General features: G+C 46.9%; 10 protein-coding genes. All 10 read left to right on the top strand.

Going from position 1 to position 18,186, the window contains the following annotated elements; all coding sequences use genetic code 11:
* Positions 1 to 211 precede the first annotated feature (211 nt).
* The 10 genes from BQ7480_RS02155 to BQ7480_RS02105 all read left to right on the top strand — a co-directional run bounded on the left by BQ7480_RS02155 (position 212) and on the right by BQ7480_RS02105 (position 18,176).
* Positions 212 to 4,021 (top strand): hybrid sensor histidine kinase/response regulator transcription factor, encoded by a 3,810-nt coding sequence (locus BQ7480_RS02155; protein ID WP_235816626.1) that lies wholly within the window; start codon positions 212 to 214, stop codon positions 4,019 to 4,021.
* 123 nt (positions 4,022 to 4,144) lie between these two features.
* Positions 4,145 to 7,114, top strand: coding sequence for a SusC/RagA family TonB-linked outer membrane protein (locus BQ7480_RS02150; protein WP_072541532.1), 2,970 nt, complete (start codon positions 4,145 to 4,147; stop codon positions 7,112 to 7,114).
* 18 nt (positions 7,115 to 7,132) lie between these two features.
* Complete coding sequence (locus BQ7480_RS02145) at positions 7,133 to 8,722, top strand: RagB/SusD family nutrient uptake outer membrane protein (RefSeq protein WP_072541531.1); 1,590 nt, start codon at positions 7,133 to 7,135, stop codon at positions 8,720 to 8,722.
* A 22-nt stretch (positions 8,723 to 8,744) separates the two neighbouring features.
* Positions 8,745 to 10,517: a DUF5111 domain-containing protein gene (locus tag BQ7480_RS02140; RefSeq protein ID WP_072541530.1), complete on the top strand. Its 1,773-nt coding sequence runs from the start codon at positions 8,745 to 8,747 to the stop codon at positions 10,515 to 10,517.
* 30 nt (positions 10,518 to 10,547) lie between these two features.
* Positions 10,548 to 11,621 (top strand): glycoside hydrolase family 53 protein, encoded by a 1,074-nt coding sequence (locus tag BQ7480_RS02135; protein WP_072541529.1) that lies wholly within the window; start codon positions 10,548 to 10,550, stop codon positions 11,619 to 11,621.
* 23 nt (positions 11,622 to 11,644) lie between these two features.
* The gene (locus tag BQ7480_RS02130; protein WP_072541528.1) at positions 11,645 to 14,086 is read left to right on the top strand and encodes a glycoside hydrolase family 2 TIM barrel-domain containing protein; all 2,442 of its coding nucleotides are present in this window, start codon (positions 11,645 to 11,647) and stop codon (positions 14,084 to 14,086) included.
* A gap of 6 nt (positions 14,087 to 14,092) precedes the next feature.
* Positions 14,093 to 15,109: a glycoside hydrolase family 53 protein gene (locus tag BQ7480_RS02125; protein ID WP_072541527.1), complete on the top strand. Its 1,017-nt coding sequence runs from the start codon at positions 14,093 to 14,095 to the stop codon at positions 15,107 to 15,109.
* Positions 15,110 to 15,459: 350 nt separating this feature from the next.
* Positions 15,460 to 16,110: a PASTA domain-containing protein gene (locus tag BQ7480_RS02115; RefSeq protein ID WP_072541525.1), complete on the top strand. Its 651-nt coding sequence runs from the start codon at positions 15,460 to 15,462 to the stop codon at positions 16,108 to 16,110.
* A 15-nt stretch (positions 16,111 to 16,125) separates the two neighbouring features.
* Positions 16,126 to 17,196, top strand: coding sequence for an RluA family pseudouridine synthase (locus tag BQ7480_RS02110; protein WP_072541524.1), 1,071 nt, complete (start codon positions 16,126 to 16,128; stop codon positions 17,194 to 17,196).
* Between the two features lie 2 nt (positions 17,197 to 17,198).
* On the top strand, positions 17,199 to 18,176 hold the full coding sequence (locus tag BQ7480_RS02105; RefSeq protein ID WP_072541523.1) for a D-alanine--D-alanine ligase: 978 nt from the start codon (positions 17,199 to 17,201) through the stop codon (positions 18,174 to 18,176).
* Positions 18,177 to 18,186 lie beyond the last annotated feature (10 nt).

Raw genomic sequence — 18,186 nt, 5'->3', positions numbered from 1 at the left:
AAGAACTTCAACCTCCGATTTAAAAGGCATTAAGAAAAACAACAACTCCCAATATGTTTCTTTACCCATAAAATTTGTATTTATAGATAAAGGAACTATCTTTGTAGTCACATCCCTGAAATAATTACATGAAAATATGCGTTTTATCCTCCTACTGCTGACCTTATTCTTGTCCGGGATTTTCCAGGCACAAACCATATCTTATTCGCAATTGACGCAATTACATACCAATACGGATGCTTCTGTAGTCAACGCCATTTGGCAAGATTCGAGCGGCCTTATCTGGATGGGGACCAATTCCGGACTACTCAGCTTTGACGGATATACTTTCCAAACCCATTACATGTACGGTCAGGAAAGCAACGTACGCATATACGACGAGGTGCAAGACGGCCATTTTTTCTATCTGGCTACTGACAACGGCATTTTATGCTATGATTACCAAACGGACCGTTATACCCCACTTCCCATCCGGTTTCCCAACGACACCCGTTGCTTGCTGCTTACCGGAAGGACCCTGTGGATAGGAACCCTGCATGGTTTATACAGTTTTCATCTAGACCAACATACGCAACAAGCCTATACGCCCGAGACACATGGATTACCTCACGCCGCCATCTACTCTCTGTTACAACTCACAGACGGACGACTTTTGGTAGGTACCTACGATGGTCTCTGCTCTCTATCCAAAGGGGAGAAGTTTTTTCGGCACATCGAGCTTCCACACGACCAGACCCATAAAAACCAGTTCATCAATGCACTTCTGGAAGATACATTGACCCACTGCGTATGGATTGGTATGGAAGGCAATCTCATCCGTTATGACTTAACCAACGAAAAGGGGCGTGCCATTGACACGTTTCAACACAATTCCGTAAAATCACTTAACTTTGATTCCGACCATCATCTTCTTATCGGTACAGACAACGGACTCTTCGTGTACAACTATCCACAATCGCATACCACTCACATTCTGCATGACTCCAGAGACTCTCATTCATTGACCAATAACATTGTATGGTGTATCTTCACCGACAAAAACCACAACGTATGGATTGGCAGTGACAACGGTGTTTCCATCGCCCAAAGCAACAAACTGTACAAATTCACGTCGGTATGGCAAATCTGTGACAGCCGGGAGGGCAACCAATTTTATTCTATCCTGAACGATTCAAAAGGCAACCGATGGTTAGGAGGCAGCGACGGACTGATTCTGGTACCTCCCAGCCCCGCTGCAGCCCGGTGGTATAAAATGGGAAAGAAAGATTTCCCCATTTCACACAATCGTATCCGCCACATTTATGAAGACAGAGAACACGACGTATGGATTGCAACAGACGGAAGTATCGAATGCTACAACCCACAGAACCAGCAGTTTATTCATTACCATATCACCGACAGTACACATACCTACAATGCCAACTGGGCTTATTCCATACTGGAAGATGCTAAAGGACAATTATGGATAGGTACCTGCCTGGGAGGTATATTCAGGGTGGACAAGCAAAAACTGATACACAGCAAAGGAGACTTATACCTTGCCGACGAAAACTACACGACCAAAGACGGACTCAAAAGTATGTTCGTCAGCCAGATTGTGCCCGACAGTATAGGGAATATCTGGATATTGCCATACAATCACGAGATACAAAAACTGCACATCAATGACGGACATATCACCTCGTACACCCTTTCTACGGACCAACAGGTGATTCCCAGTTTCATTCTGTGTGACCAAGCCGGATTCATCTGGGCCGGGAGCCACAATATGGTGTACTGCATTGACCCTCGGTTGGAACGACATCAAGCCATCAAGCTCACAGACTCGTCCAATCTGCAGATTCTGTCCATGGCAGAAGCTGAAGGCTATATATGGATTTCCACTACACAAGGAATATGGACAGTAGAAAAATCAACCCACGACATTCATCACTTACAACTTGCTGAACAGCTCTTCACTCACGTGTACTATGACTCACAGCATCACACCATCCTGCTGGGAGGGAATGACGGAATCGGTGAATGTCAGCCTGCCATCATCCATGAGAAAGAACAGCCTGTCCAAATCCTACTGACTCGTATCACCGTCAATGGAAAACCTTTCACCTGTGACCAAAGCGTGCGCTACTGCAAGAAAGCGGAGGTTACGCACACACAAAACAACTTTGTATTCTCCTTTTCCGATTTCCCCTATACCCGGAGCGGACAAACTTCTTTTGTCTACAAACTGGAAGGGGTAGATGAGACATGGCACAACCTGCCCGCTCACAGTAACCAAATTACCTACAACAACCTGGAGCACGGCACTTATCAGCTTTTCATCTGCAAAGCAGAAGATACGAACAATGCACAGCCTTTGTTCACACTGACCATTCTTCCGCCATGGTACTATACCATCTACGCCAAACTCTGTTACCTCATCCTCACGCTTGCCCTTATTCTGTGGATTATCAACTTCTTCCGCGTCAAAAGCCGTTTACGGTTGGAAAAAATGGAAAAGGAACAGATTTTGAAACAGTCGCAGCAGAAGATGAATTTCCTGTCCAACATTTCACACGACCTGAAAACGCCTGTCAGCATGATTGTTTCTCCTCTGAGCAAACTGCGGATAGATACACACGAAGGCCCCCAAAAGTCCATGATAGACATCGCCTACCGGAATGCCCTTCTACTGAACGAGATGATTCACAAGTTGCTTGAGTTCAACCGAATAGACAACGCACAGAACACTCTCTTCATCTTGTCACGAATGGAACTGGTATCCTTGCTGCGCAAAATCTATTCTTACTTTCAGGAAGCAGACCTGGTGGCACATGCCCATCAATGGGAATTCCACAGCAATACCGAATCGTTGTATATGGATGTAGACGCCATAAAGATGGATTCCATTTTTCGGAATTTACTGTCCAACGCAGTCAAATATACGCCAGAAGGAGGAAAAATCCAGCTCGATCTTACTTATTCCTCCTCTACGAAAGAGGTATGCATCACTTTCGAAGATACAGGTATCGGTATTCCCTCGAATGAATTACCCTACATTTTCCAACGTTTTTTCCAGTCTCCACGTACCCAAAAGACACACGAAGGAACCGGCATCGGACTTTACCTCGTAAAAAACTATACGGAGGTACACCATGGCACCATCAATGTGACCTCACAAGAAGGAAAAGGTACCCGGTTTGTCCTCACTTTCCCGATAGATGAGGATTTGCAGCATGAAACACACATACAAAATGTACCATCCTCTCCGAGTTCCGTCACTCCAGGAACAGACCACCCGCTTATCCTTGTGGTAGACGACAACCAAGACATGCACGAACTGATTCCGCAGATACTAGGAGAAAGCTACCGTTTCCTGACCGCTTCAAACGGGAAGGAAGGTTTGAATCTGGCCGAAAAATACAGTCCCAGCCTGATTATCTCTGACTACATGATGCCCGTAATGGACGGTATGGAGATGAGTCGGCTCTTAAAGAAACAAGCGTCTACTTTTGCCATTCCCATCCTGATGCTTACCGCAAAAGACGACCCGCAAACCAAGAACCGCAGCCTGAAATCGAACATCGACGCTTTTATCTCCAAACCGTTTGAAGCGGAATTGCTGCGCAACAAGGTCGCCCAAATGCTACGCAGCAAGACGTTCTATGAGAGCCAGGCCCGAATCAGCCACATCACCACTCCTAAAGAAGAAGAGAATCTGGTGTCACAGGACGAGAAGTTCCTGATGACCATCACCCAACTAATAGAAGACCATATTTCAGATTCAGACTTAAATGTCAATACCCTATGCAACCTGTCGGGCAGCGGCAGCAAACAAATCTACCGAAAAGTAAAACAGCTTACCGGTATGAGCCCTGTAGAATATATCAAGTCCATCCGGATGAAAAAGGCCGCCATGTTGCTTAAACAAAAGAAATTTACCATTGCTGAAGTCATGTATATGGTGGGGTATTCCAACCCATCTTACTTCTCCAAATGTTTCCAAGCAACCTTTGGATGCACTCCAAAGCAATATGATTAAGTGCTATAAATCAACATTTTACAGCACCTGTCCAAATTTTATCCTGATATGTCCAATATGTTTCCCTGCCCTCAGGGAGCCTTATGTACATTTGCAGCAAACAAATCTTTAAAGAATACTTTTATGAAAGACAAAATCTTAAATCTATTGAAAGTATTCCTCATATTGCTGTGTATCACATGCATCGGGAATACAAGTCCTGTGCTCGCCTGGCAAGGCGGAAGCAAAATTGTAACCGGACAGGTAATTGATGAAAACAAGGAACCACTTATTGGTGTCAATGTGGTGGTGACGGGAACAACCATCGGAACCATCACCGATTTCGACGGAAATTATTCACTGGAAGTACCCTCCGGAAAAAACCAACTACAATTTTCTTATATCGGCTATTTGTCACAAACCCTGACCATCCACGGAAAGACATTGAACGTACAACTTCAATCGGATACGCAGATGCTGAGTGACGTCGTGGTCATCGGATACGGAACGCAACGGAAAAGCGATTTAACCGGATCGGTGACGAATGTGTCCAGCGAAGACTTCAACACCGGTCTGGTCAGTTCTCCTGAACAATTAATCAATGGTAAGATTTCAGGTGTGCAGATTATGTCCAACAGTGGTTCTCCTACGGCTGGAAGCACCATTCGTGTCCGTGGAGGTGCCTCACTGAACGCCAGCAACGACCCGCTTATCGTATTGGATGGAGTGCCCTTGGAACAAGGAGGAATCAGTGGAAACAGTGGAAACTTCCTAAGCCTCATCAACCCGAACGATATTGAAAGCATGACCATCCTGAAGGATGCTTCCTCTACTGCCATCTATGGTTCACGTGCCTCCAATGGCGTCATCATCATTACAACCAAAAAAGGAAACTCTGACAAACTGAAATTTACCTTCAGTACGACCAACTCCATACAGACCCACACAAGACTGGCCGACATGCTGGATTGTGACCAGTTTATCCAAGTGGTAAATACACAAGGAAGTGACGCACAAAAAGCATTACTGGGAACTACACGCACCAACTGGAACGACTATATCTACCACAATGCCTTCGGAACCGACAACAACCTGAGCATGTCTGGGAAAATTGCCAAGAACTGGCCTTTGCGTGTATCTTTGGGTTATTACAACCAGGACGGTTTGTTGAAAACCGATAATGCAGAACGTTTTACAGGGAGTGTGTCACTGTCTCCCTCTTTACTGGATGACCACTTGAAACTGACATTGAACCTGAAAGGTTCTCTGAACAAAAACCAGTTTGCCAACACCAGCGCCATCTGGGGAGGAGCTACCATGAATCCGACCATTCCGGTCTACTCCGGCAGCGATGCATTCGGCGGATATACCGAAGCTATCGGCAGCGACGGTAACCCCGTTACCGGCGGCGTATTAAACCCACTGGGATTGCTGGAACAAAAAGATGCACACAGCAAGGTGACGCGTTTCATCGGAAACTTCGACGTAGATTATCGTCTGCATTTCTTCCCAGATTTGAAGATACATGCCACATTCGGTTATGACTATGCAGAAGGAAAAGGTTCTGAATATGTCAGCTCGGAAGCCGCAGAATATTACACAACCGGAGGATATTACTATCCCTACGGTCCACAGAAAAACGAGAACCGCCTACTGACCCTGTATGCCAACTACAATAAAATGGTGGAAAGTCTGAACAGCAATTTCGATGTGACAGTAGGATATGACTACCAATATTGGAAATCGACTACCCCGGAAACTTATTCACGCAATGCAGCAGGAGAGACTCAAACGGTATTCAAGGCTTCTGATGAACGCCATACATTACTCTCTTATTATGGACGTTTAAATTATTCATACGGCTCACGTTACATGCTGACCGCAACTGTACGCCGGGATGCAACATCCCGCTTTGCAGCCAACCAGCGATGGGGAACCTTCCCTTCTATTGCATTGGGATGGCGTTTGACCGAAGAAGGATTCATGAAAAACCAGAAGGTGCTCAGCAACCTCAAGCTAAGAGCAAGCTACGGAGTTACCGGACAGCAGGATGGAATTGGCAACTATAATTATCTACCGGTCTATACACTGAGCCAGGATGGCGCACAAGGTATAGTAGAAGGCACTCCTATCTACACGTATCGCCCGGAAGCTTATGTGTCTGACTTGAAATGGGAAACTACCACCTCTTGGAACTTTGGTTTCGATTTCGGCTTTTTAAAAGACCGTCTGACCGGTAGTCTGGATTATTATACCCGTAAAACAAAAGATTTGATTGCCACCGTTCCGGCCGCTGCAGGTTCTACTTTCGATAAGAACATCACCACCAACGTGGGAAATGTAGACAGTAAAGGTATTGAGTTCTCACTCAACGCCACACCGATTCAAACCAAGGATTTTAACTGGGACATCAGCTTCAACATGACCTGGCAATCCATGAAAGTCAAGAACTTGTCCATCGTGCCGGGAAGTGAAGCCACCAACATGCCTGTGGGCCCCTCTATTGACGGCTATCAGTTCCAGACCTTGACCGAAGGATATGAACCATATATGTTCTATGTCTACAAACAATTGTATGACGAGAAAACCGGCAAGCCGATAGAAGGAGCCTATGCCGATTTGAACCACGACGGAGTCATTGATTCGGGTGACCTTTACCGCTACCACTCCCCTGCTCCAGATTATATCATGGGATTGAGCACTTCGCTCCGCTGGAAACAATGGACCCTGGGAATGAGTTTCCGTGCCAACATCGGCAACTATGTGTACAATGGAATGGCCATGAATACCGGCGCCATGGAAACCATGAGCTACAACGCCTTCCAATTGAACAACCTGTCGACCAGCTACCTCGAAACAGGTTTCCAGCAACGCCAGTATCTGTCGGATTACTATGTGGAAAATGCCTCTTTCCTGAAAATGGACAACCTGAATTTGGGATACAACTTCGGCGAAATTTTCAAAGGTTGCAGCCTGAATGCCAGCATTATGGTACAAAACGTATTCTGCATCACCAAATACAGTGGAGTAGATCCGGAGGTCCCCAATGGAATGGATAATTCATTCTATCCACGCCCGCGTACTTATTCACTGAATCTTGGACTCAATTTCTAACTCTAACCGCATACTATCATGAAGAAAATACTATATGCAGCTTTATTCTGCTGCACCTCATTACTTACTCCTTCCTGTGTGGACGACCTGAATCAATATCCACATTTGGAAACCACTTCCGAAAATGTCTATACATCGGCGGAGAATTATTATAAAGTACTTGCCAAAATCTACACCACCATGGTCACCACTGGACAGGAGAAAGGAGGAGGCAATGCCGACCTCTCCAGCAACAACGGCCAAGACTACATGCGGTGTTACTTCAACCTGCAGGAAATTGGAACAGATGAAGTGGCCTACACCTGGTTGAGCGGAGAAAACCTGACGGATATCAGCAACCTGTCATGGGATGCCAACAACTCTTGGGTATCGGATATGTACTACCGTATTTATTACAACATCGCGCTTTGCAATGAATTCCTGCGGAACGCTTCGGACGAAAAAATCAGCGGTTTCAGTGAGAACGAGCAAACTGCAATCCGTCAGTATCGTGCAGAAGCACGTTTCATGCGGGCCTTGTTCTACTATCATGCCATGGACTTGTTTCACGACATTCCTTTCGTGACGGAGAACGACCCGGTAGGAAGTTTCATCCCGCCCCGTTATACGGCAGAACAAATTTTCAATTTTATTGAAAGCGAGCTCAAAGAACTAACCGGAGAAGACAGTGACTTGCTCGACAAGAATTCTTGCCCGTACGGAAGAGCTTCCAAAGGAGCCGCCTATACGTTGCTTGCCAAAATGTACCTAAATGCCGCAACCTACATCGGCACCACCAAATACGATGAATGTATTCAGGCATGTGAAGCCGTTATCGAAGAAGGCTACACCCTCGAACCCGAGTACAAGAAACTGTTTAACGCCGACAACGACAAGCGTACCAATGAAATTATCTTTACCCTGCCGGTAGATGCCAACACCACTGTATCATGGGGAAGCTCTACATATATGGTATGCGGAGCTATCAGCCAGACCTCAGAATACCAAGTCCCTGCAGATTATGGAGCAACCAAAGGATGGGGCTCCATGCGAATCCGCCAAGCAGCCTCTTCCCTGTTCCAGCAGAGTGATATACGAGCTGGCTTTTTTACAGAGGGACAGACACAGGAAGTCACATCCATGGACGATCAAAGTACGGGTTACTTGGTTACCAAATGGACGAACCTGACAGACGACGGACAGCAAGCATCTAACACCGACCTCAACGGAGTAAGCACAGATTATCCATTGTTCCGACTGGCCGATGTATACCTGATGTATGCAGAAGCTACTGCACGAGGTGGGAAGGGAGACATGAACCGGGCTTTAGGATACGTCAACGCATTGCGGGAAAGAGCTTTTGGCAACTCCTCTTTCAACGTTCCCATGAATGAGCTGACCAAAGACAACTGCATCTTCTTCCTGGACGAACGCCTGCGGGAATTGTACTGGGAATGCAGCCGCCGCACCGACCTGATACGCTTCAATTGCTTTACCACCGCCGACAAACTGTGGGAATGGAAAGGAGGCAGTCAAGCAGGTACTTCTGTAGACAGCAAGTACAACATCTATCCGATTCCTGCAACCGAACTGTCGGCCAACCCGAATCTATATAACGAGAACTATTAATCTTCATAAACCTAAGACAATCATGAAATTCATTACCTATACTTTTATCATTCTTTTTTCACTGCTGTCGTTCACCGCATGTGAAAAGGATGGAGATAAAATCTACCTGAAAAGCCTGGAGGGAAATGAGCTGATAGCCTCTACCCAGGAAATAGTTCTTTCTTCAGCACACTCTCAGGAAATTGTACTTTCCTTTGCCTGGACCGAACAGACCCTCACATCCAGTGTACCCGATGCCGGCGCAGCCGTTTCAGTCAGCACGTATCTGGAAGCGGCACTGACAGAAGACTTCAGCGGTACGATTTCCCGCACAGAAACCTCTTCATTGTCCAAAGCCTTCACAGGGGCTGAATTAAATACAATTGCTGTCAATCTGGGTGCCCAAGTAGGCACTGCCAGCACGTTATATTTCCGTCTGGCAAGTGCCGCAGGTACCAATATTCCTGCAGCCTATAGCAACGTCATCCGTATCCAGGTCACCCCTTATGAGATTGACATGCACACGGGAATCGTCGTAGAATCAGACAACAGCAACCAAGTCATCGGCGATACGGACATGACACTTTATTCTCCGGATGCAGACGGCGTCTACAAAGGATTCGTATCCATTCCATACGGATGGTATCATATCTTCCTGAAAGAAGCAAACGGCAACCTGTGGGGGACAGCAGGCGATGAAGGAGCCTTCCATTTGACCAACGATGCAACCAACAACCGCCAGAACATGTGGTTCCCTGAAAATGACGGATGCTATTATGTAATTGTGAATACCATATCAACAGAATGGAGTGCGCTGCACATCTCCACCTTGTCGGTAGAAGGACTAGGCAGTTCACCGATTTCACTGACATTCGACAAAGAAAACAAATGCTGGGTAGGTACCTTTAACGCAGAGCAAACCGGAAATACGACTGTCACACTGAGTGGTAACGGAGAGCAATGGAATGTGTCTACCGGTACAAACTCCGGAGCCGGTATCAGTACTCCGATTTACTTCCGGAGCAATGGTGAAAACATCGAATTGTCTGATGCACAGACACCGGAAGAAATCACCGTTTCCATTCCACAGACAGGTACATGTACAGTGACGGTTTCACTGGATGACCCACAAAAGCCAGCCAGCATTTCCATCACAGCCGGAGGAAGCAGTCTGCCAACGGTTTATCCCGACCAACTGGAAGTAGTACATTATAATGATGATGGATCAGAAGTAACGATGACTACTCTCACTCTAATTGACCGTGAGAAAGGTATCTACAGCGGACAATATACCGGCGATAACTACAACTTCCAGATTATCGACCAGACTAATCAGAAATGGTATGGCTGCGACCCGAACGACAACAGCAAACTTTCAACCGCAGGCGATAAATGGAACTTATGGTTTGACGGAGGAAATACGGTAAATGTCACTATTACCGTCAACTTAAGTGAATTAACTTGGCAATACAGCAATGCCGATGAATACCCAACTTCCATGAGCATGTATATCTTTGATAAAAATAATTGGACGTTAGGAGAGAAAGTTTTAGACCTCGAGAAGAAAAGTGAAGGTATTTATCAAGGAATCTTTGAAGGCATATACAATTATGATTTCAAATTTGTTGACAACAACTCTGTTACCTACGGCACCAACTGGAGCGAAGAGAATACAAGCGGATTCCAATTAAGCAAAGACTCTTCGGCTGGTACACTCTGGCTGCAAGGCTATAGCTGGAGCGAGGAAACTGTGCTAAAACTACAAATCATCGTTGATTTAACTACCATGACCTGGAGCTTTGAACCAATCAATTAATTACTATCAACCCTAAAAGAATAAACCTTTATGAAAACAATAAAAAACTGGTGGATTGGCTTGATGCTGTTCGTAGGAACTTCCTTTGTTTCCTGCACAGACAATGATACCCCCACCTTCCCTGACACAGAGGAACAGACAGAGACCTATGATATGACTGGATTTGCCCGTGGAGCAGATGTAAGCTGGCTTACCGAGATGGAAAGTTTCGGGCGCAAGTTTTACGATGCAAACGGAAAATCACACGAATGTATGGAGTTGCTCCGCACACTCGGCATGAATGCCATTCGCCTGCGCGTATGGGTAAACCCTACCGACGGCTGGTGCAATAAAGACGATGTATTGATAAAAGCCTGGCGTGCCAAGAACTTAGGCTACCGGCTGATGATTGACTTCCATTACAGTGACACTTGGGCAGACCCAGCCCATCAGGAGAAGCCTGCCGCATGGGCCGGATACAACTTCGAAGAATTGAAAACAGCCGTGGCAAGCCATACGACTGAAGTGCTTAGTGCCCTCAAAACAATGGATATCGATGTGGAATGGGTACAAATAGGCAATGAAACGCGTACCGGCATGCTGTGGGATGACGGAAAAGCTTCCAGCGGAAACACTCGCAATTTTGCAGAACTCATCAATGCCGGATATGAGGCAACCAAAAGTGTCTATCCCGACGCATTGACCATCATCCATATTGATGAAGGCAACAATCCCAACCGGTATATCTGGTTGTTCGACGGGTTGCAGAATGATGGAGCCAAATGGGACGTAATCGGAATGTCATTGTATCCGGAACCGGATGGAGACGACGATAGCAAAAAAGACTGGAGAACCATGAACAACGACTGCATTGCCAACATGAAGGACTTGGTGGAACGTTATCACAAAAAAGTCATGATGTGCGAAATCGGTATCAACTGGAACTATGCAGAAGCCGAAGCGTTCTACACAGACTTCATCACCAAAGCCAAAGAAGTGGAAGGATGCCTGGGCGTCTTTGCCTGGGAACCTGAATGCTATGGAGGATGGGAAGGTTACCACAAAGGTATGTTCACCGATGAGGGTCGTCCCACCAGTTCATTCAATGCATTCAAAAGAGATTGATTCACAAAACTATAAATATAAGTATGAAGAACAGTTTATTATCTTTCAGCTTATGCTTCCTGACGTTCCTGTCGGCTTACGGACAACGTAACGAACAAACGTTGGAAAAGAACTGGAAGTTTATGAAAGGAGATGTAGCCGATGCACAATCGGCTACATTCAACGATACCCAATGGGAGAAGGTCAGAGTACCTCATGACTGGGCTATTTACGGACCGTTCGACCGAAACAATGACCTGCAACGCGTAGCTGTCACACAAAACCTGGAGACGGAAGCTTCCGTAAAAACCGGACGTACCGGAGGGCTGCCTTATGTGGGAACCGGCTGGTATCGGACCACATTCAAGACTCCCCAAGGAAAGCATACCACCTTGGTCTTCGACGGGGCTATGAGTGAAGCACGTGTATATGTCAATGGAAAAGAAGTCTGCTTCTGGCCTTACGGTTACAACTCATTTTACTGTGATGTGACCGATGTGGTCTATGCAGACGGTAAGGAAAACATTCTGGCCGTAAGACTGGAGAACAAGCCTCAGTCTTCACGCTGGTATCCAGGAGCCGGACTGTACCGGAACGTGCACGTCCTATCCACCGAAAAGATGCATGTGCCTGTCTGGGGTACGCAGATTACGACTCCCCACGTAGACAAGGATTTTGCCTCTGTATGCCTGCGCACTCAGATTGAAGGAGCCGGCACAAAAGAACTGACCGTAGTTACAGACATTCTTTCTCCGGAAGGGAAAGTGGTCGCATCCAAGGAAAATAAAGGCTACATCAACCACGGGCAGCCTTTCACACAAAATTTCCTTGTATCAAATCCGTCTTTATGGTCGCCTGAATCTCCGGCATTGTATCAGGCCGTATCCAAAATCTATTGTGAAGGGAAACTGACGGATACCTATACCACCCGCTTCGGTATCCGTACCATTGAGTTTGTGGCCGACAAAGGTTTTTACCTGAACGGGCAGCACCGTAAATTTCAAGGGGTATGCAACCATCATGACCTAGGTCCCTTGGGAGCTGCAGTCAACAAATCAGCTCTCCGCCACCAGCTTTCACTCCTGAAGGATATGGGATGCGACGCTATCCGGACTGCCCATAACATGCCTGCTCCGGAACTGGTGGAACTGTGCGATGAAATGGGTTTCATGATGATGATTGAACCTTTTGACGAATGGGATATAGCCAAATGTGAAAACGGTTATCACCGCTATTTCCAAGAATGGGCCGAAAAAGACATGGTCAATATGCTCCGGCACTATCGCAACAATCCCAGCGTAATTATGTGGAGCATCGGTAACGAAGTGCCCACTCAATGTAGCCCTGAAGGCTATCGGGTGGCTAAGTTCCTGCAGGATATATGCCACAGAGAAGATCCTACCCGGCCGGTCACCTGCGGAATGGACCAGGTGAGCTGTGTGCTGGACAACGGATTCGCCTCCATGATTGACATCCCGGGATTGAATTACCGTGCCCATCGCTATCAGGAAGCCTACGACCGTCTTCCGCAGAACCTGATATTGGGTTCCGAAACCTCCTCCACCGTCAGTTCCAGAGGTGTCTACAAATTACCAGCCGTACGCAAGGCCGATGCCCTCTATGAAGACCATCAATCTTCTTCTTACGACTTGGAACATTGTGCATGGTCCAATATTCCCGATATTGACCTGGCACTGGCAGAAGACTACGACTGGACACTGGGACAATTTGTATGGACCGGATTTGATTACCTAGGAGAACCTAGTCCGTATGATACTGACGCATGGCCCAACCACAGTTCCATGTTCGGCATCATCGACTTGGCTTCTATCCCCAAAGACCGCTATTATCTGTATCGCAGTGTATGGAACAAAAAAGCGGAAACCTTACATATTCTGCCCCATTGGAACTGGGAAGGACATGAAGGAACCGAAGTGCCTGTGTTTGTATACACCAGCTATCCTTCTGCCGAGTTATTCATAAATGGAAAAAGTTTCGGCAAACAGACCAAACACGGAGAAACTCCGGAGAACCGTTTCCGTTTGATGTGGCCTCATGCCATCTATGAGCCTGGAGAAGTCAAAGTAATTGCTTACAACGAATCTGGGAAGGCAGTAGCAGAAAAAACAATACATACTGCAGGGAAAGCGCATCACATTGAATTATCCGCTTCCCGGTCTACATTAAACGCGGATGGAAAAGACTTGACTTATATCACACTTCGGGTGGTAGATAAAGAAGGAAACTTATGTCCCAACGACAACCGTCTTCTTCAGTTTAAGGTAAAGGGAGCCGGAAGATTCCTGGCCTCAGCCAATGGAGACCCCACCTGCCTGGATGCTTTTCATCTTCCTCAGATGCATGCCTTTGGAGGAATGTTGACCGTCATTCTGCAATCAGGAGAGCAATCTGGACAAATTGAACTGTCTGCACACGGAAAGGGACTGAAAAATGGAAAGATTGCTATCACAGTACAAAAAAAATGATTAACCATGAAAATAAGACACATACTCATGCTCCTCTTATGGGGAAATATGATTCACCTATACGGACAGACGGACACTTCTACTTTTTACAAAGGAGCCGACATCAGCTGGACGACAGAATTGGAAGCAGAAGGACATCACTTCTACGACTTCCAAGACAATGAACAAGAATGTACTTCACTCATGAAAAAATTGGGGATGAACGCCATTCGGCTACGTGTGTGGGTGAATCCTCAACACAAATGGAGCAGCAAGGAAGATATGCTGGAATTGGCCAAGCGAGTAAAGGCCAACCACATGGAGTTGATGGTAGACTTCCATTACAGCGACTGGTGGGCCGACCCAGGCAAACAAAATGTACCTCAAGCTTGGAAAGGCTTGTCGTATGAAGAAATGAAAAAAGCCTTGGCTGCACATACCAAAGAAGTACTTCAACTGCTGAAAAATCACGGCATCACTCCCAAATGGGTACAGGTAGGCAATGAAACCAGCGACGGCTTTTTATGGGAAATGGGCCGGGCCAGTACGCAGATGGCCCAATACGCAGGTCTCACCACAGCGGGATACGACGCTGTAAAATCCATTTTTCCAGAAGCTACTGTCATCGTACATCTGGATAACGGTTTCGACAACAACCTGTATAACTATATTTTCGATGGATTGAAACAATACGGAGGGAAATGGGATATGATTGGCATGTCGCTTTACCCCTACTGGTCTGTCTTATACAAAAAAGTAGCAAACGCAGACGAAGCTATCAACGGATGTATGGAAAACATTCGGCGAGTCGGCAAAAAATATAACTGCGATGTCATGATTGTGGAAACAGGTATGGAATCGGCCCAACCAGAAGAAGGAGAGAAACTGCTCCGGCGCATCCTGTCTGAAGCCCAAAACAATACCCAAGGATATTGCAAAGGAGTATTCTATTGGGAGCCGGAATGCAAACCTTCTACTTATGCACTTGGGGCCTTTAACGAAGATGGACATCCTACGTGTATTATGAAAGCATTCCAAAAGTAAAGGCATAAAAAAAGGAGTTCCGCTGAACTCCAACCTTTGTTAACCTTAAATCTAATACTATGAAAAACACGATGCAAAGGTACGGACTTTCTGGAATTATGCAAGTATTGTGCACGTTTACGCATGTTTTATAACATAGATTAAGAAGTGTCCCGTCTGCTTTAAAAGGCATTAAGAAAAAGTCCTCCTCCCTCATACATTTTCTCTCCACACCTTTCACGCCCCTCACCCGTACCCTTTCTGTGGCAAGTGTCTGTTTTCATGTTAAAAAGACATAGGTTTCACCGATTACTCCCCCGTATTCCAACAAAATGTTATATCTTTGTCCCAATTATAGACTTTGACGTAACATGATAACCCTGAAAGAATTCTTTTCATTCAAACAGAACCGTTTTTTCTGGCTGAACCTGATAGCCATGATTGTGGTTGTTATCGGTGCATGCTGGGGCACACTGCTCTGGCTCGACCACTATACACACCACGGAGAAGCCTACGTGGTGCCCAATGTCAAAAACAAGTCGCTGGGGGAAGCCCAGCTGGCGCTGCATAACCAGAAGCTGGAAGGGCTGGTAGTAGACTCCAGCTATGTGAAAGGACTGCCCGACGGTATGGTACTGGACCAGAATCCGGCAGAAGGGGCACGCGTAAAGGAAGGGCGTACCATCTACCTGACCGTTACCACTTCGAAGGTGCCGCTGGTGAAGCTGCCCGATTTGGTTGACAACAGTTCCCTGCGACAGGCAGAGGCCAAACTGAAAGCCATGGGATTCCGTTTGACGGAACCGGAATATGTTTCAGGGGAACAAGACTGGATTTACGGCATCAAATACCGTGGCAGAAGTCTGATGAGCGGGGACAAGGTTCCCCACGAGGCCATGCTGACCTTATGCGTGGGCAACACGGCTATCCGCGATTCGCTGGCCATGGATTCTACCCAAATAATGATAAGTGAAGGAGTACCTGAAAACAGCGAAGCTGAAGTGGATGACTCCTGGTTCTAACCTCCTAAAGTAAAGATGGCAGAAGATTTGATTGATTACGAGCTGGACGGCGAAACGCCAGACGATATTGAACCGATTGGAGGAGAACCGGAACTGTACGAACATTTCCGTACGGTGGTAGACAAGGGACAGGCTCCTGTCCGCATCGACAAATACTTATTCGAACGCATCGTCAATGCGTCGCGCAACCGTATCCAGACGGCAGCCGACAATGGCTTTGTCATGGCCAACGGAAAACCGGTGAAGAGCAGCTATAAGGTAAAGCCGCTGGATGTGCTGACCGTGATGATGGACCGTCCGCGCTACGAGAACGACATCATCCCGGAGGATATTCCTTTGGACATCGTGTATGAGGATGACGACCTGATGGTCATCAACAAACCGGCGGGACTGGTAGTACATCCGGGCTGCGGGAATTATCACGGAACGTTGGTCAATGCCATCGCCTGGCATCTGCGCGACGTGCCGACCTATAATCCGAACGACCCGCAAGTGGGACTGGTACACCGCATCGACAAGGATACGTCGGGCTTGCTCGTGGTAGCCAAGACACCGGACGCAAAAACCAACCTGGGATTACAGTTCTACCACAAGACCACCAAGCGTGAATACAATGCTTTGGTGTGGGGCATCGTGGAACAGGATGAAGGCACCATCGTGGGCAACATCGGACGAAACCCGCGCGACCGGATGCAGATGGCCGTCATGGCCGACCCGACTCAGGGAAAACATGCCGTCACTCACTATCAGGTGCTGGAACGGCTGGGCTACGTCACGCTGGTGAAATGTGTGCTTGAGACCGGACGCACCCATCAGATTCGCGTACACATGAAATACATCGGCCACACCTTGTTCAATGACGAACGCTACGGCGGCCATGAAATCTTGAAAGGAACTCATTTCAGCAAATACAAACAATTTGTAAACAACTGTTTCGAAATCTGTCCCCGTCAGGCCTTGCATGCCAAGACACTGGGGTTTGTACATCCCCGCACGGGAGAGGAAATGTTTTTCACTTCCGAACTGCCTGAAGACATGACCTGTCTGCTGGAACGATGGAGAACGTATATCAGTAACAGAGAATAATTATGAAACGTACAATTGCGATTGTAGCAGGAGGAGACTCTTCCGAACACGAAGTCTCCATGAAAAGTGCAGAGGGTATCTACTCTTTTATCGACCAGGAAAAATATACCCTTTATATTGTGGAACTGACCAAAGCACACTGGGAAGCCATCCTTTCTGACGGAAGCCGTGCCAAAGTGGACAAGAACGACTTCAGCTTTATGGACCACGGAAAGAAAATCATCCCCGACTTTGCCTATATCACCATCCACGGAACTCCGGGAGAAAACGGTATTCTGCAGGGGTATTTCGAACTAATCGGCATCCCTTACTCTACCTGCGACGTACTGGTATCGGCCATGACTTTCAGCAAGTTCACCTTGAACCAGTACCTGAAAGGTTTCGGCATACGGGTAGCTGAGTCCATGCTGGTAAACAAACGCCATGGCATCAGCGACGAGGAGGTCATCAGCAAAATCGGACTGCCTTGCTTCATTAAACCCAACGCCAGCGGTTCCAGCTTCGGCGTGACCAAGGTGAAAACCAAGGAACAAATCCAACCGGCCTTGCAAGAAGCCTTCAAGGAATCGGACGACGTGATGATTGAGGCCTTTATGGACGGTATCGAACTGGCCAACGGATGCTACAAGACTAAAAATAGTGCTGTAGTATTCCCGATTACCGAAGTAGTCAGCAAGAACGAGTTCTTCGACTACAACGCCAAATACAAAGGAGAAGTGACGGAAATCACCCCGGCTCGCCTCAGCCCAGAACTGACCAGCCGCGTACAGCAACTCACTTCCGCCATCTACGACATCCTGGGTTGCAAGGGCATCGTCCGCGTGGATTACATCATCACGGAAGGCGAAAAAATCAACATGCTCGAAATCAATACCACTCCGGGAATGACGGCTACCAGCTTCATTCCGCAACAGGTACGTGCCGCCGGACTGGATATAAAAGATGTAATGACCGACATTATTGAAGACCATTTCAATTAATTTTGTATCT

This window comes from Bacteroides mediterraneensis, from assembly GCF_900128455.1.
In the GTDB taxonomy this organism is placed as follows: domain Bacteria; phylum Bacteroidota; class Bacteroidia; order Bacteroidales; family Bacteroidaceae; genus Phocaeicola; species Phocaeicola mediterraneensis.
Note: the sequence above shows the minus strand (reverse complement) of the source record. Positions and strands in the feature narration are given on the sequence as shown.